Source organism: Propionicicella superfundia DSM 22317 (assembly GCF_000423465.1).
Classification (GTDB): Bacteria; Actinomycetota; Actinomycetes; order Propionibacteriales; family Propionibacteriaceae; genus Propionicicella; species Propionicicella superfundia.
This window is the reverse complement of record NZ_KE384021.1, coordinates 486158-511423: the sequence shown is the minus strand read 5'-3', so window position 1 is coordinate 511423 and position 25266 is coordinate 486158. Positions and strand designations below refer to the sequence as shown.

General features: G+C 69.2%; 24 protein-coding genes and 1 riboswitch. Of the genes, 11 read left to right on the top strand and 13 right to left on the bottom strand.

Going from position 1 to position 25266, the window contains the following annotated elements; translation table 11 throughout:
- The first annotated feature begins 82 nt into the window (after nucleotides 1-82).
- The gene (locus G555_RS0112235; RefSeq protein ID WP_028709079.1) at nucleotides 83-1393 is read left to right on the top strand and encodes a transaldolase family protein; all 1311 of its coding nucleotides are present in this window, start codon (nucleotides 83-85) and stop codon (nucleotides 1391-1393) included.
- 79 nt (nucleotides 1394-1472) lie between these two features.
- Here G555_RS0112235 and G555_RS0112230 read toward each other — a convergent pair whose 3' ends face one another.
- The 7 genes from G555_RS0112230 to G555_RS0112200 form a co-directional block, all read right to left on the bottom strand.
- A complete protein-coding gene (locus tag G555_RS0112230) occupies nucleotides 1473-2060 on the bottom strand; it encodes a hypothetical protein (protein WP_028709078.1) in 588 nt (195 codons plus the stop codon).
- A gap of 898 nt (nucleotides 2061-2958) precedes the next feature.
- Nucleotides 2959-3903, bottom strand: coding sequence for a transketolase family protein (locus G555_RS0112225; RefSeq protein ID WP_028709077.1), 945 nt, complete (start codon nucleotides 3901-3903; stop codon nucleotides 2959-2961).
- Entirely contained in the window at nucleotides 3900-4748 is an 849-nt protein-coding gene (locus G555_RS0112220) for a transketolase (RefSeq protein WP_028709076.1), read from the bottom strand. The genes G555_RS0112225 and G555_RS0112220 overlap by 4 nt, the downstream gene beginning before the upstream one ends.
- Before the next feature lie 207 nt (nucleotides 4749-4955).
- Entirely contained in the window at nucleotides 4956-5948 is a 993-nt protein-coding gene (locus G555_RS0112215; protein WP_051208984.1) for an ABC transporter substrate-binding protein, read from the bottom strand.
- An 18-nt stretch (nucleotides 5949-5966) separates the two neighbouring features.
- Nucleotides 5967-6710, bottom strand: coding sequence for an ABC transporter permease (locus G555_RS0112210; protein WP_028709074.1), 744 nt, complete (start codon nucleotides 6708-6710; stop codon nucleotides 5967-5969).
- Nucleotides 6711-6782: 72 nt separating this feature from the next.
- A riboswitch (FMN riboswitch) is annotated at nucleotides 6783-6912 on the bottom strand.
- A gap of 265 nt (nucleotides 6913-7177) precedes the next feature.
- Complete coding sequence (locus tag G555_RS0112205) at nucleotides 7178-8479, bottom strand: dihydrolipoamide acetyltransferase family protein (protein WP_028709073.1); 1302 nt, start codon at nucleotides 8477-8479, stop codon at nucleotides 7178-7180.
- 20 nt (nucleotides 8480-8499) lie between these two features.
- Nucleotides 8500-10566: an alpha-ketoacid dehydrogenase subunit alpha/beta gene (locus G555_RS0112200; RefSeq protein WP_245581266.1), complete on the bottom strand. Its 2067-nt coding sequence runs from the start codon at nucleotides 10564-10566 to the stop codon at nucleotides 8500-8502.
- A 314-nt stretch (nucleotides 10567-10880) separates the two neighbouring features.
- On the opposite strand from G555_RS0112200, the gene G555_RS0112195 reads away from it, so the two are divergent.
- Entirely contained in the window at nucleotides 10881-11621 is a 741-nt protein-coding gene (locus tag G555_RS0112195) for a GntR family transcriptional regulator (RefSeq protein ID WP_036922535.1), read from the top strand.
- A 36-nt stretch (nucleotides 11622-11657) separates the two neighbouring features.
- Here the strand turns inward: G555_RS0112195 and G555_RS19790 are convergent, their stop codons facing one another.
- From G555_RS19790 to G555_RS19785, 3 genes are read right to left on the bottom strand one after another with little or no spacing between them, the layout of a single operon-like run.
- Nucleotides 11658-12419 (bottom strand): HAD-IA family hydrolase, encoded by a 762-nt coding sequence (locus G555_RS19790; RefSeq protein WP_036922532.1) that lies wholly within the window; start codon nucleotides 12417-12419, stop codon nucleotides 11658-11660.
- 2 nt (nucleotides 12420-12421) lie between these two features.
- On the bottom strand, nucleotides 12422-13279 hold the full coding sequence (locus G555_RS0112185; protein ID WP_028709070.1) for a class II fructose-bisphosphate aldolase: 858 nt from the start codon (nucleotides 13277-13279) through the stop codon (nucleotides 12422-12424).
- 10 nt (nucleotides 13280-13289) lie between these two features.
- Nucleotides 13290-14078, bottom strand: a complete 789-nt coding sequence (locus G555_RS19785; RefSeq protein WP_051208982.1) for a triose-phosphate isomerase family protein — start codon at nucleotides 14076-14078, stop codon at nucleotides 13290-13292.
- Nucleotides 14079-14160: 82 nt separating this feature from the next.
- Here G555_RS19785 and G555_RS0112175 point away from each other — a divergent pair, with 82 nt between their 5' ends.
- The 3 genes from G555_RS0112175 to G555_RS0112165 all read left to right on the top strand — a co-directional run bounded on the left by G555_RS0112175 (nucleotide 14161) and on the right by G555_RS0112165 (nucleotide 18551).
- On the top strand, nucleotides 14161-15435 hold the full coding sequence (locus tag G555_RS0112175) for a RuBisCO large subunit C-terminal-like domain-containing protein (protein WP_028709069.1): 1275 nt from the start codon (nucleotides 14161-14163) through the stop codon (nucleotides 15433-15435).
- A 164-nt stretch (nucleotides 15436-15599) separates the two neighbouring features.
- Complete coding sequence (locus G555_RS0112170) at nucleotides 15600-17102, top strand: FGGY family carbohydrate kinase (RefSeq protein WP_028709068.1); 1503 nt, start codon at nucleotides 15600-15602, stop codon at nucleotides 17100-17102.
- 96 nt (nucleotides 17103-17198) lie between these two features.
- A complete protein-coding gene (locus G555_RS0112165; RefSeq protein WP_028709067.1) occupies nucleotides 17199-18551 on the top strand; it encodes a sn-glycerol-1-phosphate dehydrogenase in 1353 nt (450 codons plus the stop codon).
- 168 nt (nucleotides 18552-18719) lie between these two features.
- Here G555_RS0112165 and G555_RS0112160 read toward each other — a convergent pair whose 3' ends face one another.
- Nucleotides 18720-20240: an NCS2 family permease gene (locus G555_RS0112160; protein ID WP_084635226.1), complete on the bottom strand. Its 1521-nt coding sequence runs from the start codon at nucleotides 20238-20240 to the stop codon at nucleotides 18720-18722.
- A gap of 32 nt (nucleotides 20241-20272) precedes the next feature.
- Between G555_RS0112160 and G555_RS19780 the strand changes: the two genes are divergently transcribed.
- Complete coding sequence (locus tag G555_RS19780) at nucleotides 20273-20530, top strand: DUF2530 domain-containing protein (RefSeq protein WP_051209189.1); 258 nt, start codon at nucleotides 20273-20275, stop codon at nucleotides 20528-20530.
- Between the two features lie 9 nt (nucleotides 20531-20539).
- On the opposite strand, the gene G555_RS0112150 is transcribed toward G555_RS19780, so the two are convergent.
- On the bottom strand, nucleotides 20540-21316 hold the full coding sequence (locus G555_RS0112150; RefSeq protein WP_051208980.1) for a DUF3027 domain-containing protein: 777 nt from the start codon (nucleotides 21314-21316) through the stop codon (nucleotides 20540-20542).
- Nucleotides 21317-21374: 58 nt separating this feature from the next.
- A complete protein-coding gene (locus tag G555_RS0112145) occupies nucleotides 21375-21761 on the bottom strand; it encodes a cold-shock protein (protein ID WP_028709064.1) in 387 nt (128 codons plus the stop codon).
- Nucleotides 21762-21861: 100 nt separating this feature from the next.
- Between G555_RS0112145 and G555_RS19770 the strand changes: the two genes are divergently transcribed.
- From G555_RS19770 to G555_RS19755, 5 genes are read left to right on the top strand one after another with little or no spacing between them, the layout of a single operon-like run.
- Nucleotides 21862-22722, top strand: coding sequence for a hypothetical protein (locus G555_RS19770; protein WP_028709063.1), 861 nt, complete (start codon nucleotides 21862-21864; stop codon nucleotides 22720-22722).
- A gap of 16 nt (nucleotides 22723-22738) precedes the next feature.
- A complete protein-coding gene (locus G555_RS0112135) occupies nucleotides 22739-23083 on the top strand; it encodes a metallophosphoesterase family protein (RefSeq protein WP_028709062.1) in 345 nt (114 codons plus the stop codon).
- 1 nt (nucleotide 23084) lies between these two features.
- Nucleotides 23085-23627, top strand: a complete 543-nt coding sequence (locus G555_RS0112130; RefSeq protein ID WP_028709061.1) for a hypothetical protein — start codon at nucleotides 23085-23087, stop codon at nucleotides 23625-23627.
- Nucleotides 23628-23659: 32 nt separating this feature from the next.
- The gene (locus G555_RS19765; protein ID WP_169337914.1) at nucleotides 23660-24676 is read left to right on the top strand and encodes a nucleotidyl transferase AbiEii/AbiGii toxin family protein; all 1017 of its coding nucleotides are present in this window, start codon (nucleotides 23660-23662) and stop codon (nucleotides 24674-24676) included.
- Nucleotides 24673-25263, top strand: a complete 591-nt coding sequence (locus G555_RS19755; protein WP_084635224.1) for an NUDIX hydrolase — start codon at nucleotides 24673-24675, stop codon at nucleotides 25261-25263. The genes G555_RS19765 and G555_RS19755 overlap by 4 nt, the downstream gene beginning before the upstream one ends.
- Nucleotides 25264-25266: the final 3 nt, after the last annotated feature.

Genomic DNA, 25266 nt, shown 5'->3' with positions numbered 1-25266 from the left:
GAAATCTGACAGTTCCCTCAACGGGGCCGCATGTGGTTGTCTAGACTTGGCTATACAACCACGCATCAAAGGAGCTGCCCGTATGCACAGCCCAAGCTTCACCGCCCGTGTCCGCTCCCTCGGCCTGCCGGTCGTGCGGGGCGAAGAGGACTACGTCGCCCGCGTCCTCGACCAGGAACTCGCGCCGAAGCAGTACCTGGACCTGAAGCAGGTGGCCCAGTACATCGGCGTCACGCAAGAGTTCAAGGACGTCGTCGACTACTTCAAGACCCCCGCCGGGCACACGCCCGCCGGCTTCCGCGTCGAGTACACGCTCGCTGCGGACGGCGTCCTGCAGGTCGACCTCGCCCGCGACATCTCCCGCGACACAGACGGCGCCCCGCGGCCGACCGGGCTGCTGTTCTCGGCCGACAGCGCGAACCCGTACGAGGTCGAGCCGATCTCCCCGCTGCTGGCCAACCTGACCTGCAACCCGGGAATCATCTACGACCTGTTCATCAACAACCCCAAGGCCAACGTCGGCGGCGCCTACAAGACCCGCGACGAGGTCATGGCCGAACTCGGTCGCATCCTCGGCCCGGGCTGCGACATCTCCGTCGAGCTCAACAACCCCTTCGAGGAGGACTTCAACAAGATCCTCGAAGAGGCCGAGAAGTTCAAGGAGATGCTGTCCAAGTGGCGCGTCGTCATCAAGGTGCCGCACACCGGTCCCGTCAACAAGGACAACGTCGGCCAGCTTCTCACCGGCGACGCCCGTCTCGACACCCGCTACTCGGCCGCGGCCACCAAGGATGCCCTGCGGGGGCACAACCTGACGCTCAAGCTGCATGAGAACGACTACCGCGTGAACTTCACGCTGATGTTCGAGCCGTACCAGACGCAGCTCGCACTCCAGGCGCGCCCGTACTTCATCAACTCCTTCGTGCGGCACCGCCTCGTGCAGTCCGAGGCGATCGCCAAGCACCTGAGCGCGTACGCCGCGACCCAGGACGAGGCCGAGCTCACGGCGCTGCGCGCGTTCATGATCAAGACCGACTACTACGCCGCAGGCGAGGACGACGTCGATCTGAAGACCGTGTTCGAGGACGCCAACTGGATCGTGAACTACCGCGACATCGAAGGCGGCGGCGCGGACGGGCTCGACGGCCTGCGTCACAACCTCGAGGTGCTGCGCGGCTGCAACATGGACGACACGCGCCTCATCGTGTGCTCCATGGAGGGCCCGTCGATGTACCCGGATCTCGATGCCGTGCTGGCCGACCCGGCCTACTCGGACATGGCCGACCGTGTGGTCATCACCGCCGAGCCCGGCTACCTCGCCCGGTTCACCTCGACCAACCAGGTCGTCTCCTACCAGCGGCGCTTCATGAAGGCCGCCCAGGGACAGAGCTGACCTGCTCTCTTCCGCCACTCGCGGGCCCGGTCGCCTCGGCGGCCGGGCCCGTGGCGTATCGGGACGCCCTCCGCCGCCGTCAAGGCGCAGACGTCCGCGTCCGCCGGACGATGCCCAGGATCAGCAGCGCGATGCCGACGATTCCGAGGACGCAGGCCGCGACGGCCGGCAGCACGACCCCGGTCAGCACGTCCGGCGGCGACTCCTGCGGCGCGAGCACGGCCACCGACGCACCGGCCTCGATCGTCTCGGGGACCGTCACCGAATACGTCCCGGCAGCGCCGGTGGTGAACGTGCCCGCGATCGCGGCCGTGTACCCGCCGGCATGTACATCGCGCGACGTCCTGGGTGCGTCGTCCGCGTCGCGGGTCGTCCCGTCGGGTGCGGTCACCGTCGGCCGGCCCCGCATGCCCCAGTGGTCGGGGGCGTCGGCGAACACCAGGTACAGGATGTAGGTCTGCGACCCCTCCAGGTCTGCGGTGATCTCGCCTGGCGCGGCGCTGCTGCCCACGGCCGCCGAACCGGGCTTCCCCGCGCCGGTGACGACGTCCGGTTGCCGCAGGACCCTCGCCGCCGCCCAGACCACGACGACGAGGGCGACCCCCAGGCAGATCGCCCCGATCACGAGGAGGAACGGTGCTCTCGACCGGCGTCCGATGGCTGTCATGAATGCGTTATAGCAAGTCGTGGGGACGTCCGTGACGAGGTTGGGCCGTTCTGCCGTTCTCGGGCATGCCGGCACCCCACCTCCATGCCGAGCGCTCACATCCCTTGACAGGAAGGGATGATCGGGAGAGGCTCCCCGCATGGGCACTCGTCGACCGCCACCGCCAGGAGGCGACCCACGGCGGACAGGATCAGCCGAAGCCACCGGTCTCACACGTCCCACCCGCCGCCCGCAAGGGTGGACGCTCACGAGTCTCGCGGCGATGCTGGCGGTCCTCATGCTCACGAGTTGCGCGCCCGCTGCCGGACCCACCTCCGCCGGCCCCACAGGAGGCGGAGCGGCGCCGTCGGTCAGCACGTTCGTCGACATCGGCCCCGCGTCCGACGCCGCCTTCCCGACCCGGCTGTACACCGACGGCAACGGGTGCGTCCGAGGAGTGTTCGAGGGCGAAGGTGACGAGTACTCGCCCACGGGCGACCTTCCGGTGGTGTTCCCTGTCGGGACCACCGCCACCAGTGCGGAGGTCACCCTTCCGAACGGCGACACGCTTCGCTTCGGCGAGGACCATTCGAGCGGCGGGGCTCTCCTTCCACTCGCGACCCACCGGGAGAAGACCGGGGCCAGGATCGAGCCTGAATGCGTCGCCGACGGCGACTTCTGGTTCCTGACCGGCAAGGGTCCCTCTGACGGCCGCCGCGGCGCCGCCGAGTCCGACATTGGTCAGCTCTCCGCGGAATCCGGCTCCCGAGCACGAGAGTTGGTCACGTGCTGCTCGCCCGCCGGGCAGAGGCCGGGGCGGTGCCCGCGAGCAGGAGATCCACGACTCCCCTGTCTCGCAGGCACCGCCCTCGGGAACCCTCCCCGGAGATCCCCGTCGATCGCCGGTTCGGAGGCTTGCTCAGCCCTTGCGCGTGGCCACCAGTTCGGCGATCCGCCGTTGCAGGCTCGCCGCGTCCAGCCCCAGCGACTGCTGGATCTCCGCGTACGGACCCGTCGGCACGTACGACTGCGGCACGGCGATGCGGTCCAGCGGCGCGACGGCGTTGCCGGACAGCAGTTCGGCGACGGCTCCGCCGAGCCCGCCCACCTCGTAGTGCTCCTCGACCGTGATGACATGCCCCGTCTTCGCGGCCGACGCGAGGATCGCCTCCTCGTCGAGCGGCCAGGCGGTGCCCAGGCCGAGCAGTTCGACGTCCACACCGGACGTCCGCAGTGCGTCGGCCGCCTCCAGGACGTCGGCCGCGACGTACCCGGTCGTGACGACCGTGACCGCCGAGCCCTCCCGCAGCAGGCGTGCCTTGCCGATGACGAACTCGGCCGGCTCGGCGATCTCGGGGATCGGCGCGTTGCCGATGCGCATGTACACGGGGCCCTCGTGGGCGAGCATCGCCTTGACGGCGCCCCGCATGTCGTCGGGATCCATCGGCGCGAGAACCGTGACACCGGGAATCATCCGGGTGACGGCGTAGTCCTCCAGCGAGTGGTGCGTCGAGCCGAGATCGGCGTAGGTGAAGCCGCCGTTGCGGCCGACGATCTTGACGTTCTGCCGCATGTACCCGAGGTCGTTGCGGAACTGCTCGAAGTTGCGCAGCGTGACGAACGGCGCGATGGCGCAGAACACCGGGATCTTGCCGGTCGTCGCGAGACCGGACGCGACGCCCGTCACGCCCTGCTCCTGGATTCCGAACTCGAAGTAGCGCTCGGGGTGTTCCTTCATGAACGTGCCGAAGCCGCTCGAACCGCCACTGTCGGCGGACAGGATGACGATGCGCTCGTCGGTGGCCGCGATCTCGCTCACCGCCGCCCCGAACGTCTTCCTCGGGTCGTGACGGTCGCCGATCATGCGTTGGCTCCTTCCAGGTCCGCGATGCGCGCCTCGATCTCGGCCTTGGCCGCGGCCAGGTCCTCCGGCGTGGGTTTCCAGTAGTGGGAGGGCACCGTGCCCTCGAGGTTCGACAGGCCCTTCGCCTTCACCGTGTGTGCGACGATCGCCGACGGCTTCGCGCCGGTCCTGGGCAGCGATTCGAGGAGTCCGACGATCTGGGCCATGTCGTTGCCGTCGATGTCGTAGACGTCCCAGCCGAACGCGGCGAACTTCTCGCCGATCGGGGACATGTCCATGACCTTCGCCGTGGGCCCGCTGATCTGCAGCCCGTTGACGTCGATGAACGCTACGAGGTTGCCCAGCTCGTGATGCGAGGCGATCGAGGCCCCCTCCCAGTTCGAGCCCTCCGGCAGCTCGCCGTCACCCATGACCGTGTAGACACGGGCGGCAGAGCCGTCGAGACGCAGCCCGAGCGCCATTCCGCAGGCGATGGGCAGCCCGTGCCCGAGCGCCCCGGTGTTCGCCTCGACCCCGGGCAGCTTGTACATGTCGGGATGGCCGGGCAGAGGGCTCTTGAAGGTGCCGTAGGTGTCGAGCACCTCGGCGGGGAAGAACCCGGCCTCGGCGAGGACCGCGTACTGGCCCATCGCCTTGTGTCCGGCCGACAGCAGGAACCGATCCCGCTGGGGGTCCTTGGGGTTGGCGGGGTCGACGCGCATCTCGCGCAGGTACAGCGCGGTGATGATGTCGATGGCGGACAACGCGCCACCGAGGTGACCTGACCGGGTTGCCGTCAGCATCCGCAGGACGTTCAGCCGGGCCCGTTCCGCACGGACCTTGAGCTCACCGACGGTCGGTGTCATGGGCTACTCCATCTGCCGGCGCCCGAGTTCCGACCAGCTCTGGGCGGGCGGGGACCGGCGGTCTAGGAACCGATTTCGTGCAATCCCGCCGAGTTGGCATAACTTGATTGCACATGTATAGCCTAGCTGGTCCTCGCATCGGTGAACAGCCGAAGCCCCGCCATGAGAGGCCCCGTCACCGGCCGCCCGGAGCACCCACCGCGTCGATCAGCCGACGTACGCGTTCGTCATGGCCTGCGCCCCGTCGACCTCCGTCGAGATGATCCCCTGCGCGTACAGGAACGACGCCATCTCCCGGAACTGCGCCTCGTCCAGTTCGCCGGTCGGCCCTCCGTCGGCGGTGAGCAGCGACGCCGTCGCGCTGAGGGTCGCCTTCGCGGACGCCCGGGCCTCGTCGCCGGTCAGGTTCGGCACGAACGTGGCCGAGATGTCCAGCGTCTTGTCCGTCTCGGTGGTGGCGAACGTGATCCCGCGCAGCATCCCCGCCACGACGGCCCTGGCGATCTCCGGATGAGCCGTCGCGTAGCTGCGCGTGGTGACGAGCGACGCACTGACGAGCGGGACGTCGTCGGCCACCGGAAGGCTGCGCACCGCGAATCCGGCGAGTTCGAACGACACCGCGTCGTTGTTGACGTAGCCGACGACCGCGTCCACCTTGCCGGTCGTGAGGGCGGCCTGCTGGGTGTACCCGATCTCGACGATCTCCACGTCGCTCTCGCTCAGGTCGCCCGCCTTCAGGAACGCCTGCAGGCCGAACCACGACTCCCCGTACCGTCCGGGCACCCCGATCCTCTTTCCCTTGAGGTCGGCGGCCGTCCGATACGCCGACGACGCCGGGACGATGATGCGCACCGGGTACTCGCGGTAGTAGGAGGCGATCGCGATGAGGTCGGCACCCTCGGCGCGCGCCTGCATCATCTCGCCGGCGCCGGCCAGCACGAAGTCCTCCTCGCCGGCCAGCAGCGCGGTGAACAGCCCTTCGTTCGAGCCGTGATGGCGCAGGGTGACCGACGCACCCGACGCGGTGAAGTACCCCTGCGACTCGGCGGCGTAGAAGGGGGCGAACTGCACGTTCGGGATGTAGGTCAGGCCCACTGTCGTCGACGGCGCCGCCGTGGTCGTCGCCGCCCCTCCCGGGGCGGCGCAGGCACCGAGGAACAGCACGGCGAGGGTCACACACAGGACCTTGAGCTTGGACACGGTTCTCCTTCCCGACCGTCACACGGGCAGTCGGCGTTCGATGGCGTGGATCAGGGTGTAGGCGCCGGAGGCGATGAGACAGAGGATGAGGATCGACGAGAACATGCCCGCGGTGTCGACCGCGTCGCGCTGCACGGTGAGCAGCATCCCCAGACCGCTGCCGCCCATGACCATCTCGCCCACCACGGCGCCGGTGACGGCCAGCGTGAACCCGTTGCGCAGGCCGGCGAGGACCGACGCCAAGGCGAGCGGGGCCTCGATGAGCAGCAGCAGGCGCAACCCGCCCGCGCCGTCGATGCGCGCGGCCTGGACGATCTCCTCGGGGACATGCCGCAGACCGTGGACCGACGAGATGAGGATCGGGAAGAACACCATGAGGGCGCACAGCGTGACGACCGCCCACAGGCCGTAGCCGATCCACAGCACGAGCAGCGGGGCCAGGGCGATCGCGGGGATCGCCTGTGTGGCGCCGAGGAACGGGTTCACGGCCGCCGCGACGATCCGCGACTTGTGGATGAGCGCCGCGAGCGGCAGCGCCACGAGCGCGCCGACGAGAGCGCCCAGGACGGCCTGCGCGACGGTCAGGCCGATGTAGGGCCACACCTGGGGCGACGTGAGATCGGCCACGAGGCGACGCCCCACGTCCGCGGGACCGGGCAGGAAGTAGCGGGGCACGCCTCCGCCGGAGACCGCGAGGCCCCAGGTCACGACGAGGACGACGGCGAGCACCAACGGTGCCAGCCAGGTCTGCGTCCGCGACATCGAGTTCCTCCGGTCAGGGCACCGGGGACGCGCGGATGAACGACCGCGTGCGTGCAGACGCACACGCCCGCACGCCGTGCTGCCTCCCATCCGGACTTTGACCGTCGGCCCTGGAATCTCACCAGGTCAGCCGCGTCCGTGAGGACGCGGGTCGCGGGCTTTCACCGCCGGTTCGGAGTTTCACCGACCCCGGAGCACGTTTCGCCGCCGACTATACCCCGCACCGGGGCGCCGGTCTCGCCACGCTCACGTCCCACCCGGCCCGCCCGGCCCGCCGACCGACAGACCCGGCCCCGCCGAACGCTCCCAAACCCGCGGAAACCGGCCAGAAACCGGCAGAAACGGAGCGCTCGCCGGACGCTGCCGGGGACAGACCGATGCCCGCCGTCCACGGAAGGACGACGGGCATCGGTCAAGAAGGACGGGGACGCGGAAGGAGCAAGCGGACGCGTCGCACCGCCCTGCGTTCAGACGAGGATCCGCAACGGCGCCTCGACGAACGACTTGAACACACCGAGCCACTTGGCGGCGAGCACGCCGTCGACGGGCCGGTGATCCACCGACAGGACGACCTTGAGGACGCTCTTCACGACGACCTCTCCGTCCTCGACCACAGGCGTCGGAGTGGCAGCGCCGACAGCCAGGATCGCAGCCTGGGGCGGATTGATGATCGCCGCGAACTCCTCGATACCGAACATGCCGAGGTTCGTGACGGTCATGGTCCCGCCGGCCAGTTCGGAGGCCTGCAGTTTGTTGTCGGCCGCCCGCGTCGCCAGATCCTTGATGGTGGCGCTCAACTCCCCGAGGGCAAGCCGGTCAGCGCCGCGCACGACAGGGGTCATGAGACCGCGATCGGTCTGCACGGCCACCGCAACGTCGATGTCGGCGAACTGACGGATGGCCTCGTCGGTCCAGATGACGTTCATCTGCGGGAACGCGGCCAGCGCCTTCGCCGCTGCCGCGACGATGAGGTCGTTGACCGAGATCTTGACATCGCCCGCCGCGTTGATCTGCGCGCGCAACGCGAGCAGGTCGTCCACGACGAGGCTGGCCTTGAGGTAGAAGTGAGGTGCGGTCGTCTTGCTCTCCACCAGCCGCGAGGCGATCGCCTTGCGCATCTTGGTGTGCGGCGTGTCGGAGTATCCGCCCTCGGTCGCCCGGGCCGGAACCGCCCGGACCGCCGGAGCCACCGGGGCCGGCGCGGCCACCGGGGCCGGCGCGGCCACCGGGGCCGGAGCCGCAGCAGGCTGCGGCGCGCTGGCGACGACACGCTCGACATCGGCCCGGACGACGCGGCCGTTCGGACCCGTGCCGGCGATGTCCTCGACACGCAACCCCGCCTCGGCGGCGAGCCTGCGGGCGAGCGGCGAGCTGAAGACGCGCGTGCCCGACCCGCCTGCCGCTGCGGACGCTGCGGGTGCGGCCTCCTCGACCGCCTCGGCCTGCGGCGCGGCGGCCTCGGCCGGCGCGGACGCGGGCGCCCCGCCACCAAGATCGTCGACGAGCTTCTGCCCTGCGGCGGCGTCATCGCCCTCGTTGAGGAGGACGGCGATCGGATCGCCCACGGTCACGGTCGCGCCGGCCTCGGCCAGCAGCCGGAAGACCGAGACATCGGCCTCGGAGTTGACGTCGACGTTGGCCTTGTCGGTCTCCACCGCGCACAGCGGCGAGCCTTCGGACACCGAGTCGCCCTCCGCGACGTACCACTCGCCCAGGACGGCGTCATCGGCATCGGCCGACACTCCGGGCATTCTCAGGTAGGTAGCCATTCTCTCTTATCCCCCGCTTCTCAGAAGGCCTTGAGCGCGGCCACGATGTCTTCGGTCTGTGCCAGGGCCGCGTACTCCAGCACCTTCGAGATGCTCGGCGACGCCTCGCCGCCGCTCACCCGCTCCACAGGGGCATCGAGCCAGTCGAAGAAACGTCGCTGGATCGCGTCGCCCAGCCACACACCGTAGGAGGTCTGCTCCGAGCCCTGCTCGACGATCAGAACCCGGCCGGTCTTGCGGATCGACTCGCCGATGGTGTCCCAGTCCAGAGAGGCATGGTCGAGCCACCGCAGGTCGATGACCTCGGCGTCGACGCCCGACTGCTCCGCCGCGTCCACGCAGCGCTGCACCATCGACAGGTAGGACAGCACGGTGACGGCCGAGCCGGACCGCCGCACAGCGGCCTTCCCGAACGGGATGCAGTAGTCGAGGTCCTCCTTCGGGACGCTGCCGACGAAGCGGTAGAGGTCGGCGTCGTGCTCGAGGATGGCGACCGGGTCCTTCAGCCGCATCGCCGTGTTCAGCATGCCGACGTAGTCGAGCGGCGTCGACGGGGCGATGATCCGCCAGCCCACCGAGGTCGCGAACATTCCGGCCGGGTCCATGGAGTGCTGGGAACCGTAGCCGGTGGCGGTGCCGATCTTGATGCGCATGGCCATGGCCATGTCATGGTCGCCGCCGAACATGTGCCGGGCCTTGCCGATCTGGTTGAAGAGCTGGTCGGCCGCCACCCAGATGAAGTCGCCGTACATCAGCTCGACGATCGGGTAGTAGCGGCCGTCGAGAGCGATGCCGCCCGCGAAGCCCGTGAAGGCGTTCTCGGAGATCGGCGTCCCGATGACCCGGCCGGGGAACTCGTCGGCCAGGCCTCTGGTCGCGCCGCGGGATCCGCCGTTGAGCTTGTGGATGTCCTCGCCGAGGGTGAGGACGTGATCATCGGCCTCCATGCGGTGCCGGAGCCCGTCGGCGATGGTGTCCAGGAAGCGCTTGTCCTCCAGCTCGTCGGCGCTGAAGTCGGCCGCCTCCTTGAACGTGGCGCCCTCCAGCCCGGACAGGTCGCCGCGGATGCCGACGTCGATGAACCCGGGATCGGGCCACAGCTCGGGACGGATCCGCTTGGAACCCGGCTTGCCCTCGGGATCGGGCTCGGTGATCTCGCCGGAGACCGCCACCATCGTGCTCTTCGCGATCTTCCGCGCCGCCTTGCACTCGTCCTCGGTGAGGATGCCGCGCTTCACCAGCCAGTGCTCGACCTGCTCGATGGAGTCGCGCTCCCGCCAGCCCTGCTCCTCCTCCTTCGAGCGGTAGCCGAACGCGCTGCCCGGGAAGGGGCCGTTGTGGTGCAGGTACCGGTACGCGACGGCCTCGATGAGGGTCGCGCCGCCGCCGTTGCGCATGTAGCTGACGGCCTGCTCGGTCGCCAGGTACAGCGCGAGGACGTCGATGCCGTCCACGCGCCACGAGGGCAGGCCGAAGCCCGGCCCGCGGGCGGACAGCCGCGGATCGCCCGTGGCCTCCTCGACGCTCGTCGAGACGGCGTACTGGTTGTTCTCGATGAAGAAGCAGACCGGAAGGGTCCAGGCCGAACCGAGGTTGTACGACTCCAGCGCGGAGCCGATGTTCGCGGCGCCGTCGCCGAAGTAGGTGACCGAGACGTTGTCGGTGGCCGCAGCCTTGTGCGCCCAGGCGAAACCGGTCGCGAACGGAACCTGGCCGCCGACGAGGGCGTTGGTCCCCATGCAGCCGGCTTCCTTCCACTGCAGGTGCATGGAGCCGCCGCGCCCGCGGCAGTATCCGGCCTTGAGCCCGGCGATCTCGCTCATGGCGCGGTAGATCACCGTGCGGACGTCGTCGGAGTACTCCGCGCGGGGGTCCAGGCCGTCGGGCGCCACGTAGCCGATGGCCTTGGCCAGGAACTGGTGGTGTCCGCGGTGGGACCCGTTGATCTGGTCGGGGCCGACGAGCGGAAGGGCGGACCCGACCGCGACGGCCTCTTGGCCGATGCTGGAGTGGGCCGGACCGTTGATCAGCTTCTGGCTGGCGAGGTCGAGCACCTCCTCCTCAAAGGCTCGGATGAGATGCAACATCGCGTGCATGTTGAGAAGCAGCTTCGGATCCGCTGCCTCCCAGTCTTCATCAGTGGTACGAAGCTCTACCCAGGGTGCTGAGGCAGAAAGCGGCGTGATCTCCGGCATTGAACTCCCCATCGAATTTTGCTCTGCAAAGCCACGCGCGCATCGGCGACGCGGTATGGCATACTTGACTATACAAGACTATACAGGTACGTGCTGCCACTTGCGACGTTAGGTGCGCAAGTCGTGCCGGTCAAGCCTTGCGCGGCTTCCCCGCACATGTTGTGTATGCTCAAACCGTTTACCTCAAGTTCGAGACCAGGTGGCCGATGACATCCCTGCTGGACCGCGACAGCGCCATCCCCCTGTACGCGCAGCTCTCGGAGATCCTCCGACAGAAGATCCTGTCCAGCGAATGGAAGCCGTCTCAGAAGATACCGTCTGAGAACGAGTTGAACCAGATCTACGGGGTCAGTCGCATGACGGCTCGTCAGGTCATCGCGCAACTGGCCAACGAGGGACTCGTCTTCCGGGTGCAGGGCAAGGGGACGTTCGTCGCCCCGCAGAAGATCAAGACGCGCTCTCCTGTCGGCTACCAGGGGATTCGCCGGCAACTCGAACAGCAGGGCTACCAGACCGACACGCGGCTGTTGTCCCGCGAGGTCGTCCCTGCGGCCAGCACCACGGCCACGGCGCTCGGCGTCGACGTGAACGCGCCGGTGTACCTCATCAAGCGGCTGCGCCTGGCCAACGGCGAGCCCATCAGCCTGCACACCTCCGAGGTGCCCGAGGCGCTCGCGCCCGGCCTGGAGGAGGTGGACGTCATAGACGTCCAGCTCTGCGTCGCCCTGGCCGAGCACTACGGCCTGCTCATGGGCGATGTCGAGGAGACCCTCGAGATCACCAGCGCGTCGTCCGCCGAGTCGCGGGCGCTGCAGGTGCCGCGGCACAGTCCCCTGCTGCTGCTGACGCAGACCATCGCGTCGTCCAACGGCACGATCTTCGAGCGTTCGCGGATCGTGTTCCGCGGCGACAAGATCCGGCTTCAGTTCAGCTACAGCGCCGACTGACCCGCCCGTGGGCCCGCGGACACGGGCCCACGTCCCTCAGCTCGCGAGGATTCGTTCCAGGCTCGCGCGATCGATCAGGCCGGCCGCGTTGCGGACATCGAGGCCGTCCTGCACCCGGACGGGAACCCCCGGATCGCCGAGCGAGTCCACGACCGCGGTCGCATCGGGGAAGGCGTCGGTACCCGTGAACGAACTCAGCGTCACGAGGTGCTTCAGGCCCGCTGCGTGGGCCGCGGCCGCGCCCGCCTCGGAATCCTCGATGACGACCGTGTCCGCGGGGTCGAGCCCCAGGGCGTCGAGCGCGAGAAGGTACACGTCCGGGGCGGGCTTCTTGTTCTCCACGACGTCGCCGGCGAAGATCCCGGCGACCCTCGCGAACGCCTCCGGATCGACGACCGCCCGCAGAACCGATCTGACGCTCTCCAGCGCCGACGTCGACGCCACGGCGACCGTCCACCCCGCGTCCAGCACCTCGTCGACGAGTCGCCGGATGCCCGGACGCTCCGGAAGCCGGCCGGTCGTCACGAGCTCGATGTAGATCTCGGTCTTGCGGCGGTGGATCGCGGTCGAGGCGACGACGAGGTCGCCGTCGAACCCCAGGTCGACGCCCGTCGCGGTCGCGTAGGCCCGCACGCGCTCCTTGCCGCCACCGACCTTCAGCAGCCGGGCGTACTCCTCCTTCGACCACCGGAACGGGTATCCGAACTCGTCGAACACCTGGTTGAAGGCCACGAGGTGTCCGAACTCCTCGGTGTCGGCGAGGACGCCGTCGCAATCCAGGAGCAGCGCCTTCCCCACGTTCAGATCTTCCCGCCCGAGCCGAACAGCGCGATGTGGGCGCCGATCTCGGTCACGAGGGCGAGCTTGACCTGGTCGAACATCTTCACCGGCTCCCACTTGCCGACGCGCTCGGCCTCTTCGAGGTGGGCCTTGCACGCCTTCATGTACGCCAGCTTGAGCGCGGTCGAGATGTTGATCTTGCCGACGCCGGCGGCGATGAACTCGCCGAAGTCGGCCGGCGACAGGCCGGTGCCTCCGTGGAGGACGACCGGGATGTCGCTCAGAGCACGGATCTCGCGCACCCGGTCGAAGCGCAGGACCGGATCCGCCTTGTACAGCCCGTGAGCCGTGCCCAGTTGCGGCGCGAGCAGGTCCGTGCCCGTCTCCTGCGCCACCTCGAGCAGCGTCGGGACGGAGTACGAATGGGTGAGCTCGTCGCTGCCGACGCCGTCCTCGACCCCGACGATGTTCTCGATCTCGGACTCGACCGTGACTCCGGCGGCGTGCGCCTCGGCGCACACCTCCGCCGTCTCGGCACGGGCCGCGTCGAGGGGCCGGTCCGACGCGTCGAACAGCACTGACGACCATCCGCCCTCGATGGCGGTCGTGATGACCGCCCGGTCGGGGCAGTGGTCCAGGTGCAGGGCGACCGGCACGCTGGACCGATCGGCGAGGTGGCTCGCGAGGAAGGACAGGGGCTCGGCCCCCGACGCCTTCACGGTCTTGACGGACGTCTGCAGGATGATCGCGGACCGCGCCTCCTCGGCCGCCTCGACGACCGCACGCATGGAGAGTTCGTCGACGATGTTGACCGCAGGGATCGCATACCCGCCGGCCTGGGCGGCGCGGACGAGTTCGAGGGTGTTGGCGACAGGCATTTCGTGACTCCTAGCTGCTTGTGGCGGCGCTGCTCGCGGCTGCGCTGCTCGTGGCGGCGCGGACTTCGGCGAGGGTGGCGAGGAAGCCGTGAGGATCGAGGCCGCTGCGCCCGAGGAAGATCCCGTCGGGGACCCCTGCCGGGTCGTCGGCGGCGGCCGCGATGTCGCTGAACGTGCCGACCGCGGCGCTGCCGCCGTAGACGATGCGCGTGTCGGCGTCGAATCGGGACAAGACGTCGCGCAGGATCGAGACCACCCTCACGATGTGGGACGGAGGCGCGGGCTCGGGCTGTCCGATGGCCCACACCGGCTCGTACGCGATGAGCACCTCGGCGCCCGACGGCAGGCCGCCCAGCGCCGACTCGCACTGGTGCTGGATGATGGGGCGCGAATCGTCGTCGGGCGACGGCTCGCCCACGATGAGGACGGGCACGATGCCGGCGTTCACGGCCTGCATGGTCTTCTTGGCGATCATCTGATCGGTCTCACGCAGGTACCGCTTGCGCTCCGGGTGGCCGAGCATGACGTAGCGGACGCCCATCTCGGCCAACAGGCCCGCGCTGACCTCACCGGTGTACGCGCCGAAGCCGTACTGCGACACGTCCTGGACGCCCACCTCGGCGGCGGTACCGGCGAACGCGTCGGTGAACAGCGGGACGAGCGGGTACGGAACGCACAGGTAGACGCCGTCACCGCCGTCCTCCAGAATCCTGGGCCGGGCGACCTCCGCCCAACGACGCGCGTCCGCGAGTGAGAAATAGCTCTTCGAACTACACCCGATCAGCTGCTTTGGCAACATATGCAAAGTCTCTCCCATGAGCACTTGACTGGCCACACCCTACCTGTATGGTCATGTACAGACCATTACCAAGGGCGGCAATATGGTGTTCGACGTGCACGTGTCCATCGAGGCGATTCGCCACGAGGACTTCCTGCTTGCAACCTACTACCTCGAACTGGACGCGTCCGTCGACGTCACGGCCAAGGCCCGTGCGTTCGCGATCGGCCAGACCATCGGCACCTGGGTGGAGGTGCCCGGCGTCACCGACGAGATGCGAGAGCGACACAGTGGACGTGTCGTCTCCATCACGCAGGTACCGCCGATCGACGTCGACGGCCCTGAGCCGCCGCAGCGCCTCGGCTACCTGCTCACCATCGCACTGCCGACCGTGAACTTCGGGGCGAACTTCCCGATGCTGTTCACCACACTGCTGGGCAACGACGCCTCCACGTCCGTGACGGCCAAGCTCGTCGACCTCCAGTTCCCCGACGGCTACGCCGAGCAGTTCGGCGGGCCGCGGTTCGGCATGGCGGGCGTTCGCGACCTGGTGGGGGTGCACGACCGTCCCCTCCTTCTGAACATGATCAAGCCGTGCACCGGGTTGTCGCCCGAGGCGGGCGCGGCGATCTTCCGCGAGGTGGCCCTCGGCGGCATCGATCTCATCAAGGACGACGAGCTGCTCGGCAACCCGCCGTTCTCGCCCATCGCCGACCGGGTCAAGGCCTACACGACCGCAGCCCGGCAGGCCTTCGAGGAGACCGGTCACGAGACGATCTACATCTGCAACGTGACCGACAACCCGAGCCGGGTCCGCGACAACGCGAGGCGTGCGGTCGATGCGGGCGCACGCGCCGTCATGGTGACGTACGCGACCGTCGGGTACGGCACGGTGCAGGAGCTCGCCGCCGAGATCGGCGTGCCCGTCCTCGGGCACTTCGCCGGTTCGGCCGTGTACTTCGAGGGTCCCGATTCGGGGACCACGGCAGCGCTGGCCACCGGCCTGTTCCCGCGGCTCGCCGGGTGCGACCTCGTCCTCGTGACGACACCGTTCGGCGGCTACCCCCTGCGTCGGCTCGCGTACCTCCAGACCACCCGGGCGATCTCCACACCTCGCCCGGGGCTGAAGCCGGCCATGCCGGTCATCGGTGGCGGGGTTCACCCCGGCACCTTGAAGCGCTACCTGGACGATCTCGGCGCTGACATCGTCCTGGGAGCGGGTGGCTCCATCGCGGGCCATCCCCAAGGCCCGGCCGCAGGCGTCCGCGCCTTCCACCAGGCCATCGCCGCCGTTCAGGAAGGGAGGGACCTCCGCGAGGCGGCACGGCAATACGCCGAACTCGGGGCTGCCATCGATCTGTGGGGGGTGCAGGACTAGCGGGCAGCCCGTCCGTCAGCCCGGGACCGTGACGTCCCGGGTGCGGTCGAACGATGCACGACGACCGACACGACTAGTCCCCCCAGCACCACCGGACGGGTTCCACGCACCAGGCCCCGTCCATATTCGAAGACCGGCCACTTTCACCGTTGAAAGGCAAACACATGGCTAAGTACATCCTCGGCATCGACGAGGGCACGACCGGCGCCCGCACGTTCATCATCGACGAGAACAGCAACGTCCTGGGGCTCGCTGCCGGCGAGCTCACGCAGCACTACCCGCGGCCGGGGTGGATCGAACACGATCCGATGGAAATCCTCACCGTTCAGTACGAGACGATGCGTGCCGCCCTGCGGCAGGCGAAGCTGACGCCCGCCGATCTCACCGCGGTCGCCATCACGAACCAGCGCGAGACCGCGCTGGTGTGGGAGAAGGACACCGGCCGCCCGATCTACAACGCGATCGTGTGGGCCTCCCGCCAGAGCACGCCCGTCGTCGAGAAGTGGGTCGAGAAGGGCCTCGCCGACAAGATCGAGGAGAGCACCGGCCTGATCCCCGACGCCTACTACTCGGCCTCCAAGATCGCCTGGATCCTCGACAACGTCGAGGGCGCCCGCGAGCGTGCCGAGAAGGGCGAGCTCCTCGCCGGCACGATCGACACGTGGCTCATCTGGAACCTCACCGGCCGCAAGTCCTTCGTCACCGATGTGAGCAACGGTGCCCGCACGATGATGATGAGCATGGAGGACCTCGACTGGGACGCCGAGCTGCTCGAGGCCTACGGCATCCCGCGGCATCTCCTCGCCGACATCGTCCCGTCCGACTCGATCTTCGGCGACATCGAGGCGTCCTTCGGCTCGCCCGTGCCCATCGCGTCGGTGCTGGGCGACCAGCAGGCAGGCCTGTTCGGCCAGGCGGCGTACTCGCCGGGTCAGTGCAAGATGACGTACGGCACCGCCGGCGTGTTCGACATCAACGTCGGCGCCGAGGTCGCCCGCGTGGACGGCCTGACGGCGTCCGTCGCATGGAAGGTGCAGGGCCAGAAGACGTACGAGATCGAAGGCGTCCTCTTCGCCATGGGCAAGACCATGCAGTGGCTGCGCGACGACCTCAACCTGATCCACGCCGCTCCCGACTCGGAGTGGTACGCGGGCCAGGTTCCCGACACCGGCGGCGTGTACCTCGTGCCCGCCTTCACCGGTCTCGGCGCCCCGGCGTGGGATCCCTACGCCCGTGCGGTCATCGCCGGCATCAGCAACGCGACCACGCGCCTGCACATCATCCGCGCCGCGGTCGAGTCGATGGCGTACCAGACGCGCGACCTCGTGGACGCCTTCCTGGCCAGCGGTCTTCACGCCATCCCCGAGCTGCGGGTCGACGGTGGCGCCGTGAAGAACAACCTGCTGTGCCAGTTGCAGGCCGACATCCTCCAGATCCCGGTCGTGCGGCCGCGGATCTCCGAGGCGACGGTCTTCGGCACGATGCTGCTCTCCGGCCTGACGACCGGCATCTTCGAGTCGCTCGACCACCTGGCCTCCCAGTGGCAGGCCGAGCGGGTCTTCGAGCCGCAGCAGTCCAAGGACTGGGCCGATGCGCACTACCACGGCTGGCGTGAGGCTCGGGAGCTCACGATGGGCTGGACGAAGAAGATCGGCCAGGAGATCTGAGCCGAGCGGGGGCCGTGGGCAGCAGGTGCCCACGGCCCCCTTCCACGAAGACAACACAGGCGAAACAAGTAACCGAACGCAGAGAAGGAACGAACCGTGAGCGTGATCGATGCCGCTCTTCCACTGGCGACACTGACAAAACAGGTGGTGATCGGGCCTGATGCCCTCACCCATCTGGCCGAGGTCGTCACCACCCACTTCGGGGACGCGGCCGTGGTCGTCGTCGCCGACGACATCACGTGGGGGGTGGCCGGGGAGCGCGTCGACGCCGCCCTTCGTGCCACCGGCCGCCCGGTGCTCGACGCGCTCCGCGTGCCGGGCAACCCGACGCGCGTGCAGGCGACGGCCGAGAACGTCGAGTTGGTGAAAGCCTTCCTCGAGCCGCTCGACGTCGCGGCCATCGCGGTCGGATCCGGCACGATCAACGATCTCGTGAAGCGCGCCTCGTCGCTTCTGGGACGCCGCTACATGGTCGTCGCGACGGCGTCCTCGATGGACGGCTACGTGGCGTCCGGCGCGCCGATCACCGTCAACGGGTACAAGAAGAATCTTCCGTGCGACGCGCCGATCGCCCTCGTGGCCGACTCGGAGGTGCTCGGTTCGGCCCCCGCCATCATGCGCGCCAGCGGCTACGGCGACCTCTTGGGCAAGATCCCGTCCGGCGCGTGCTGGCTGATCGCCGATCGCCTCGGCATCGAGGCCATCGACTGGACGCTCTGGCCGTTCCTGCAGGAGCCGTTCCGCCACGCGCTCGCGCGTGCCGGCGAGGTCGCAGCAGGCGACCCCGACGCGACCGCGGAGCTCGGGCAGGCGCTCATCCTGTCCGGACTCACGATCCAGGCCTACAACTCGTCGCGGGTCGGCTCGGGCGCCGAGCACATCATGTCGCACTACTGGGAGATGCTGCACCTGGGCGGCGACTGGGACCCGCCGCTGTCGCACGGGCTCAAGGTCGGCCTCGGCACGGTCGCCATCGCGGCACTGTACGAGCGGATCCTCGCCCGCGACCTCAGCACCTTGGATGTCGAGGCCCGGCTGGCATCCTGGCCGACGGAGCAGGAGCGCGAGGCGTACGTCCGCAGCGTCTTCCCGCACCCCGACCTCGTGGACGAGGCGGTCGCCCAGAGCCTCGCGAAGCACGTCGACGCCGAGGCCATGCGCGCACGGCTGAACCTGGCCAAGGAGGTGTGGCCGACCCTGTCGCAGGAGCTGCGGGAGCAGTTGCAGCCCGCCTCCGAGTTCGCCGACCAGCTCCGGGTGCTCGCCGCGCCGACGCATCCGCGCGATGTGGGCCTCACGCTGGCCGACATGCGCGCCGCCTACCTCGCGGCCCAGACCATCCGGAACCGGTACACCGTTCTCGACTTCGCCTACGAGACGGGCATCTTCGACGAGTGCCTCGACGAGCTGTTCGCCGCCGACGGATACTGGGGCTCCCAGGGCGACTAGGCACGACGCCACAGAGCCGACAAGGCCGGATCGACGGACTCGCCGATCCGGCCTTGTGCCGTCTCCGTTCGTGCGCGCCGGTGACCGCGAACGGGCCGCACGACGCACATCGCCGGGAGGGCCGTGCGGCCCGTCCCGGCGATATCGGTCAGAGATCGTCCCCGTGCCTCACGACGACGGGATCAGGCTCATCAGCAGACCCTGCCCGAAGTAGATGAGGAAGAGCACCGCGACCACGTACAGCAGCCAGTGCACCTGCCTGCCCTTGCCGGTCACGAGCTTGATGAACACGTGCAGCAGGAACCCCGCGCCGATGCCCGCCGTGATCGAATAGGCGAACGGCATGAGGATGATCGTCGCGAACGTCGGGATGCCGATCTCGGGATCCTGCCAGTCGACGTCCTTGACCGCGCTCATCATCAAGAAGCCGACGAAGACCAGGGCGGGCGCCGCCGCCTCCGACGGGACCATCTGGACCAGCGGCGACAGGAACAGGGCGAGGATGAACCCGACACCGGTGACGACCGACGCCAGACCGGTCCGTGCACCCTCCCCGACACCCGCGGCGGATTCGATGTAGGACGTGTTCGACGACACGGACCCCAGGCCGCCGGCTGCGGCGGCGATGGAGTCGACGAGCAGGATCTGACCCACGCGCGGCGGATTCCCGTCGGCGTCCAGCAGATTGCCCTCCGCGCCCACAGCCACGACGGTGCCCATCGTGTCGAAGAAGTCGGCGAGCATGAGGGAGAACACCAGCAGCACGAGGCCGAGGACGACGGTCGGGCCGCCGGTGAAACCACCGAGCATGTCGACGCGGCCGATCAGCCCGAGGTTGGGCACGACGAAGTCGCTCGCCTGCGGCAACGACGGAATGGCCAGGCTCCAGCCCAGGCTGTCCTCCGACTGGCCGGGCAGATGCAGGAACGCCTGCAGGACGACGGCGAGAACCGAGCCCGACACGATCGCGATGAGCATCGCCCCCTTGACCCGCTTCACGTAGAGCACGACCAGCAGCAGCAGGCCGATGACGAACACGGCCAGCGGCCACCCCATGAGGCTGCCGTTGACGCCCAGTTCGAGCGGGGTGCCGGACGCCTTGCGCACGAAGCCGGCGTCGACGAGGCCCACCAGGGCTATGAACAGGCCGATACCGACGGAGATGCCGGTCCGTAGATGCGCGGGCACGGCCCGGAACACCATCTGTCTGAATCCGGTGAGCACGAGGATCGTGATCAGGATGCCTTCCCAGACGACCAGGCCCATGGCCTGCGCCCAGGTGATCCGCGGAGCGATGACGTACGCGAGCACGGCATTGAGGCCGAGGCCGGTCGCGATGCCGATCGGGAACCGGCCGACGACACCCATGAGGATGGTCATCAGTCCGGCGATGAGGGCGGTCGCAGCCGCGACCATGATCTTCGTCGTGTCGACGTTGTCCTGGATGACGGCACCCGTCGCGTCGTTCAGGGGAAGCCCGCTGACGAGATTGCCGTCCTTGTCTGCTGTGGTTCCGATGATGAGGGGGTTCAGGGCCACGATGTAGACCATCGTGAACAGGGTCACAAGACCGCCACGTACCTCACGGCCGATGGTCGATCCCCGCTGTGCGATCCCGAACCAACTCTCCAGGAAACCGGGTGCTGGAGGAGGCGGCTTGGGAGCCGCCTTCGGAGACTTGGTAACCATGCGGGCAGCCTAGTGGTCGTACAGTGTTCACCATGGCGCGTCCCGAACCACTGCTCGTGCAGGCCCCGGTCAAGGCGCTGGACGAGGATGGGCTGAATGTGGCCATCGCCGGAACGGTCGTGTTCGCGGTCGCGGCCGTGGTCCTGGCGGTCGACGCGGAGACGCTGGAACGCACCGGCCATCAGTGGTGGCTGTGGGTGGCGCTCACCGGCACCGGCATCGGGGTCGCGTTCCTGGCGTACTGCCTCATCCGGCGCCTGCGCCGCGCCCGCCGGAACGCGGGCGAGTGAGGCCGGGGTTCAGGAGAACAGGGACGTGTCGACCGAGATCGTGTCCCAGACCGGCGGCGCGGTTCGCTCGGGGGACGCGGGAGGCGTCACGTCCGAGTGCCCTCCGCAGCCGTGGTCGCGGCTCACGGCCTTGCCGTCGCTCGCCGAGTACTCGTTCGCGCAGACGCCGAACAGCCGCCCCAGGCTTCCGCTGAGGGCGACGAGGTACCCGCACGTGTGACAGTGCGCGGGCGCCGTCTCGCTCAGCTCGTTCACGGGCCCGCCGTCGCCGGCGAGCCACCGCCCGACCGCCAGGTCGCGTCCGTCGGCCGACAGGACGCGTTCACGGCCCAACCCGAGCTCGGCGGCGACGCCGCGGGTGAACGACCAGTCGACGGGATCCTCGTCGGCGGCGAGTTCGCCCCCGGTGAAACCCGGCTCCAGGCGCGGATCGGAAGGATCGGTGGGCAGGATGAAGCCGGGCGTCATGTCGCCCGGCCGGACGCGTTCCTCCCACGGCACCCAGCGCGGCGCGAGAAGCGCACCGTCGCCCGGCACGAGCGTGACCTCGTCGACGGTGACCTGCCGCGCGCGGGAGGCGCGGGCGACCGTCACGGCCCACCTCCACCCCGGGTACCCGGGGTGATCGCAGGCGAAGTAGTGGGTGGCGACACGCGTCCCCTCGGCGGTCGCGCCCAGATGCTCGGCCACGCCGAACACGTCGGCGCGGCGCACGGCCGCCTCGCGAGCGAGGTCGACCGCGTCGGCACATGCCTGGTCCATCACGGGAGCAACCATGAGCGCCATTCTCGCACGTCGCGGAGGAGCGGACCGCACGGGCCACCGTCGCGCACGGAGCGTCCGATCACAACTCGAGCTCGTCGGCGACGCCGCGCAGCATCGAGGCGATCTTCGGCGCGACCTTGGGATCGGGGTGCCGACCGCGCCGGTACCCGGTCTCGAGCCCGTCGAGCAGCTTGATGAGGTCCTCGATGATCACGACCATCGTCTCGGGGGACTTGCGGGACGCCTTCGACAGCGACGGCGGCGCCTCCAGCACCCGCACGGACAACGCCTGGTCCCCCTTGCGGCCCGCGACGACCCCGAACTCGACCCGCTGGCCCCGCCGCAGCGTCGCCACGCCGGTAGGCAGGGCACTGGCACGGACGAAGACGTCCTCACCACCGTCGTCACGGGTCAGGAACCCGAACCCCTTCTCCGCGTCGTAGTAACGCACCTTGCCGATCGGCATCGAATCGACTCCTCTTCAGAACTTCCCCTCAGCCTAGCCGGGAGGCAACCTGCGCGGGCGCCCAATCAGCGGCATCCGTCCGCTCGGATAGCATGGCGTCATGGCAAGCTGGGAGGACGGGCCGGAGTACGCGCCGACGCAGCGACCCGCGGCGTTCACCGCCCCGCGCGTGGCGGAACTCCCCGCGCCTGCGCCCCCGTCGTCCCCCGCCGTCGGCGCGCCGGCCGAACGACCTCACGACTTCACACAGCCCGACCGGCCCACACCGGCCCTCGCCTCGCTCGTCCCGGCGCCCGCCGCGTCCCGCGACGCCACGGTCCCCTTCGCTGTCGCGGCCATGACCCTCACCCAGGAGTCCTCGGCGTGGGGAGCGGCCCACTCGTCGATGCTGCAGCAGCCCGGTTCGGTGACGACGTCCGGGTTCGACCCCACGCGTCCCATCATCACCTCGGGGCACCGGCCGGCCGCGGCGGCACCCACGCCGTCGGCACCGGCGGTGACACCCGGTGAACCGTCGGCTCCGCCCGCGACGGCGACGGCGTTCCCGCCGCCGGGCCAGGCACAGGGCGCTGGCGGTCCCATGCCGGCGCCCGGGTATCCGCCGCCCGCCGGCCGGATCGGGGTCCGCCAGGTCTGGGACGCCCTCACGCCCGGCGTGGCGCTCGGGCTCGCCTTCGGGTGTGTCCTGCCCGTGGTGTCGCTCATGACGTACCTCGTCGCGTTCGCGTTCTCGTTCCGCGTCCGCCATGGTCAGCCGGCGATCCGCAACACCTTCACGGGCGGCGTGGCGGTGCTCGCCACCGTCGCGCTGATCTCTTTGCTGACGACCGACGATTTCGGCGGATGGTGGATGTCGCTCGGCGTGTGGGCGCTCGTCGCCTCGTGGGTGACCCTGCCCCTGTGCGCCGTCTTCGTCTACCGCTCCCTGAACGGCGCGAGTGGTGGCCGCGCGCCGTTCTGACGGACCGCGGCGCGGTGTGCTCGTCGTGGCCGCCGTCCTCCTCGGGATCGCGGCGCTCCTCCTCAGCGCCCTCGACGCCCGGCTGACTCCCCGGCACTACGCGGTCGCCACGCCGAAGGTCGCCTCGCCGGTGCGGCTGATGCTGCTGACAGACCTGCACAGCGAGCAGTTCGGCCCCGGACAGCAGCGGGTGCTGGCGGCCGTCGCCCCCCAGCGTCCTGACGCCGTCCTCCTCGGCGGCGACATCTACGACGATGTGACTCCCCGCGACGGCGCCCGGACGTTCGTGACGGCCGTCGCCGGGCAGTCCATAAGAGAGGGCTGGCCTGTCACAACACTACCGTTTTCGGTATGGTTGTGACATGTCCGCCGAGGTGAAGTACAGGGAGATCGTGCGCGAGATTGCGCTCGATCACTACGGCTACGTCACGACGAAGAGGGCAGCGGAGGCGGGCGTGCCGACGGTGGAGTTGCCGAAGCTGGCCGCTCGCGGCGGGCTCGTGAATGTTGCCTACGGTCTCTATCGAGTTCCGGACGTCCCGCCGACCGCGTACGACCAGTTCGCCGAGGCTCTCTTGCGGTCCGGGGAAGGCGCTTACCTGCACGGCGAGTCGGTGCTGGCGCTGTTCGGGCTTGCCGATGTGAACCCTCGGAAGATCAAGGTGTCGGTGCCCCGCCGTGCTCGCCCGAAGCTGCCGCCGTTCGTCGAACTGACTCAGGTCAAGGAAGGTGCGCGCACGACGGTCTACGCGGGGCTGGCAGCCCAGCCTGTCGCGGAGGCCATCCTCGAATGCCGCGGTCGCATCGAGCGAGAACGGTTGCAGGACGCTGCCAAGCAGGCGCGCAGCGAGGGTCTGTTGACCACGGCCGAGTGGCAGCAGGTCAGGAAAGGGCTTCGGTCGTGAGTTACTCGGGTGCCCCGACGAATGTGCGCTCCTTGGAGCAGCGCATACGCAACCTAGAAGGCAGCGACGGCCTGGAGTTGCGGCGTCGGATCGGCATGGCGTTGGTCGTGGTCGGACAGATGCTTCCCGAGGGCGCGATCAAGGGCGGCAGCGCAATGGCGCTCAGATACGGGCGCGGCACTCGGTTCACCCAAGACCTCGACGCTGCGCGGGTCCAGTCGCTTGCTGCCTTCCGCAGCGACTTCGAGAAATCGCTCGCGTCCGGATGGGCAGGATTCACAGGCAGGCTGGTCGAGAAACCTGCGCCTCGCCCGCCGGCCGTGCCGACGGCGTACGTTATGCAGCCCTTCGAGGTGAAGCTCGACTACCGAGGCAGGCCGTGGTGCACGGTGAAGTTCGAGCTGGGCCACAACGAGATCGGCGATGCCGACGAGCCCGAATACCAACTGGCTGCCGACCTCGCCGAACTCTTCACCGAGGTCGGGCTCGAAGCACCGAAGCCGGTCCCGGTCATGCGCTCCGACCATCAGGTCGCCCAGAAGCTCCACGCCGTGTCCGGCGAGCGAAGCGAACGCGCCCGCGATCTAGTCGACCTCCAACTGCTCGACAAGGGCGAATGCCTCAACTTGGGGCAGGTGGCCACGACGTGCGTCCGGCTCTTCGACTACCGCCGCCGACAGCCATGGCCCGGCGTGGACGACCCCGAGGTCGGCGAGGAGGAGTTCGCCGCCCAGGTACAGGCGACAGCGGCGGCGAGCCCTCTGTTCACCCTGCTGCTCGCCCACCGGCCCGAGCGGATCGAGCAGTACGTCCGCGCCGCGCATCCCGACATCGTCGCCTCGGGCCACACCCACGGCGGACAGGTGCGACTCCCGTTCGGACAGGCTGGCCTGTGGGCGCCGAACCAGGGCTGGCTGCCCACCTGGTCCGGCGGCGAGTACGCCGTCGGCGACACGCGGCTGATCATCTCCCGCGGTCTGGTGACGGCCCCCGCGCCGCGGGTGTGGAACCCGCCCGAGATCGTCGTCCTGGAGGTGAACCCGGCATGACCGGACCGGAACCGTTCCGCACACGCGGCAAGGCCGTCGACCCTGCACTCCGGCGGGTGAAGTCTCGCCGGGCCGTCCGGATCCTGCTCCGTTCCCCTGACAGCGTCCTGCTGTTCCACGACTCCGATCCCGGCCTGCCCGGAACGACCTGGTGGACGACGCCGGGCGGCGGGGTCGAGCCCGGCGAGACCGACATCGCCGCCGCCGTCCGGGAACTCGCCGAGGAGACCGGGCTCGAGGTGGACGCCGCCGCGCTGCGCGGGCCGGTCGCCCGCCGCGTCGTCCGGCACGGATACTCCGACCAGATCACGATCCAGCACGAGACGTTCTTCGGCGTGGGCGTCGCGGCACCGTTCCCGATCTCCACCGCCGGTCACACCGAGGGCGAACAGCTCACCCTCGTCGGGAACCGGTGGTGGCCGATCGCCGAACTGACGACGGCCGCGGATGAGATCTGGCCCGCGAACCTGCCGTACCTGCTCGCGCTGGCCGACGTCCCCGAACGACCGGACGGCCCGGTGGCGCTGCCGGATGTGGAAGAATCGACAGTCCCCATCTCTCCCGAGGCACCACCACCGTTGGTCTGACAA

Coding starts and splice junctions, on each gene's coding strand:
- G555_RS0112235 (WP_028709079.1), top strand. CDS start 83: ATGCACAGCCCAAGCTTCACCGCCCGTGTCCGCTCCCTCGGCCTGCCG.
- G555_RS0112230 (WP_028709078.1), bottom strand. CDS start 2,060: ATGACAGCCATCGGACGCCGGTCGAGAGCACCGTTCCTCCTCGTGATC.
- G555_RS0112225 (WP_028709077.1), bottom strand. CDS start 3,903: ATGATCGGCGACCGTCACGACCCGAGGAAGACGTTCGGGGCGGCGGTG.
- G555_RS0112220 (WP_028709076.1), bottom strand. CDS start 4,748: ATGACACCGACCGTCGGTGAGCTCAAGGTCCGTGCGGAACGGGCCCGG.
- G555_RS0112210 (WP_028709074.1), bottom strand. CDS start 6,710: ATGTCGCGGACGCAGACCTGGCTGGCACCGTTGGTGCTCGCCGTCGTC.
- G555_RS0112205 (WP_028709073.1), bottom strand. CDS start 8,479: ATGGCTACCTACCTGAGAATGCCCGGAGTGTCGGCCGATGCCGATGAC.
- G555_RS0112200 (WP_245581266.1), bottom strand. CDS start 10,566: ATGTTGCATCTCATCCGAGCCTTTGAGGAGGAGGTGCTCGACCTCGCC.
- G555_RS0112195 (WP_036922535.1), top strand. CDS start 10,881: ATGACATCCCTGCTGGACCGCGACAGCGCCATCCCCCTGTACGCGCAG.
- G555_RS0112185 (WP_028709070.1), bottom strand. CDS start 13,279: ATGCCTGTCGCCAACACCCTCGAACTCGTCCGCGCCGCCCAGGCCGGC.
- G555_RS19785 (WP_051208982.1), bottom strand. CDS start 14,078: ATGTTGCCAAAGCAGCTGATCGGGTGTAGTTCGAAGAGCTATTTCTCA.
- G555_RS0112175 (WP_028709069.1), top strand. CDS start 14,161: ATGGTGTTCGACGTGCACGTGTCCATCGAGGCGATTCGCCACGAGGAC.
- G555_RS0112170 (WP_028709068.1), top strand. CDS start 15,600: ATGGCTAAGTACATCCTCGGCATCGACGAGGGCACGACCGGCGCCCGC.
- G555_RS0112160 (WP_084635226.1), bottom strand. CDS start 20,240: ATGGTTACCAAGTCTCCGAAGGCGGCTCCCAAGCCGCCTCCTCCAGCA.
- G555_RS19780 (WP_051209189.1), top strand. CDS start 20,273: ATGGCGCGTCCCGAACCACTGCTCGTGCAGGCCCCGGTCAAGGCGCTG.
- G555_RS0112150 (WP_051208980.1), bottom strand. CDS start 21,316: ATGGCGCTCATGGTTGCTCCCGTGATGGACCAGGCATGTGCCGACGCG.
- G555_RS0112145 (WP_028709064.1), bottom strand. CDS start 21,761: ATGCCGATCGGCAAGGTGCGTTACTACGACGCGGAGAAGGGGTTCGGG.
- G555_RS19770 (WP_028709063.1), top strand. CDS start 21,862: ATGGCAAGCTGGGAGGACGGGCCGGAGTACGCGCCGACGCAGCGACCC.
- G555_RS0112130 (WP_028709061.1), top strand. CDS start 23,085: ATGTCCGCCGAGGTGAAGTACAGGGAGATCGTGCGCGAGATTGCGCTC.
- G555_RS19755 (WP_084635224.1), top strand. CDS start 24,673: ATGACCGGACCGGAACCGTTCCGCACACGCGGCAAGGCCGTCGACCCT.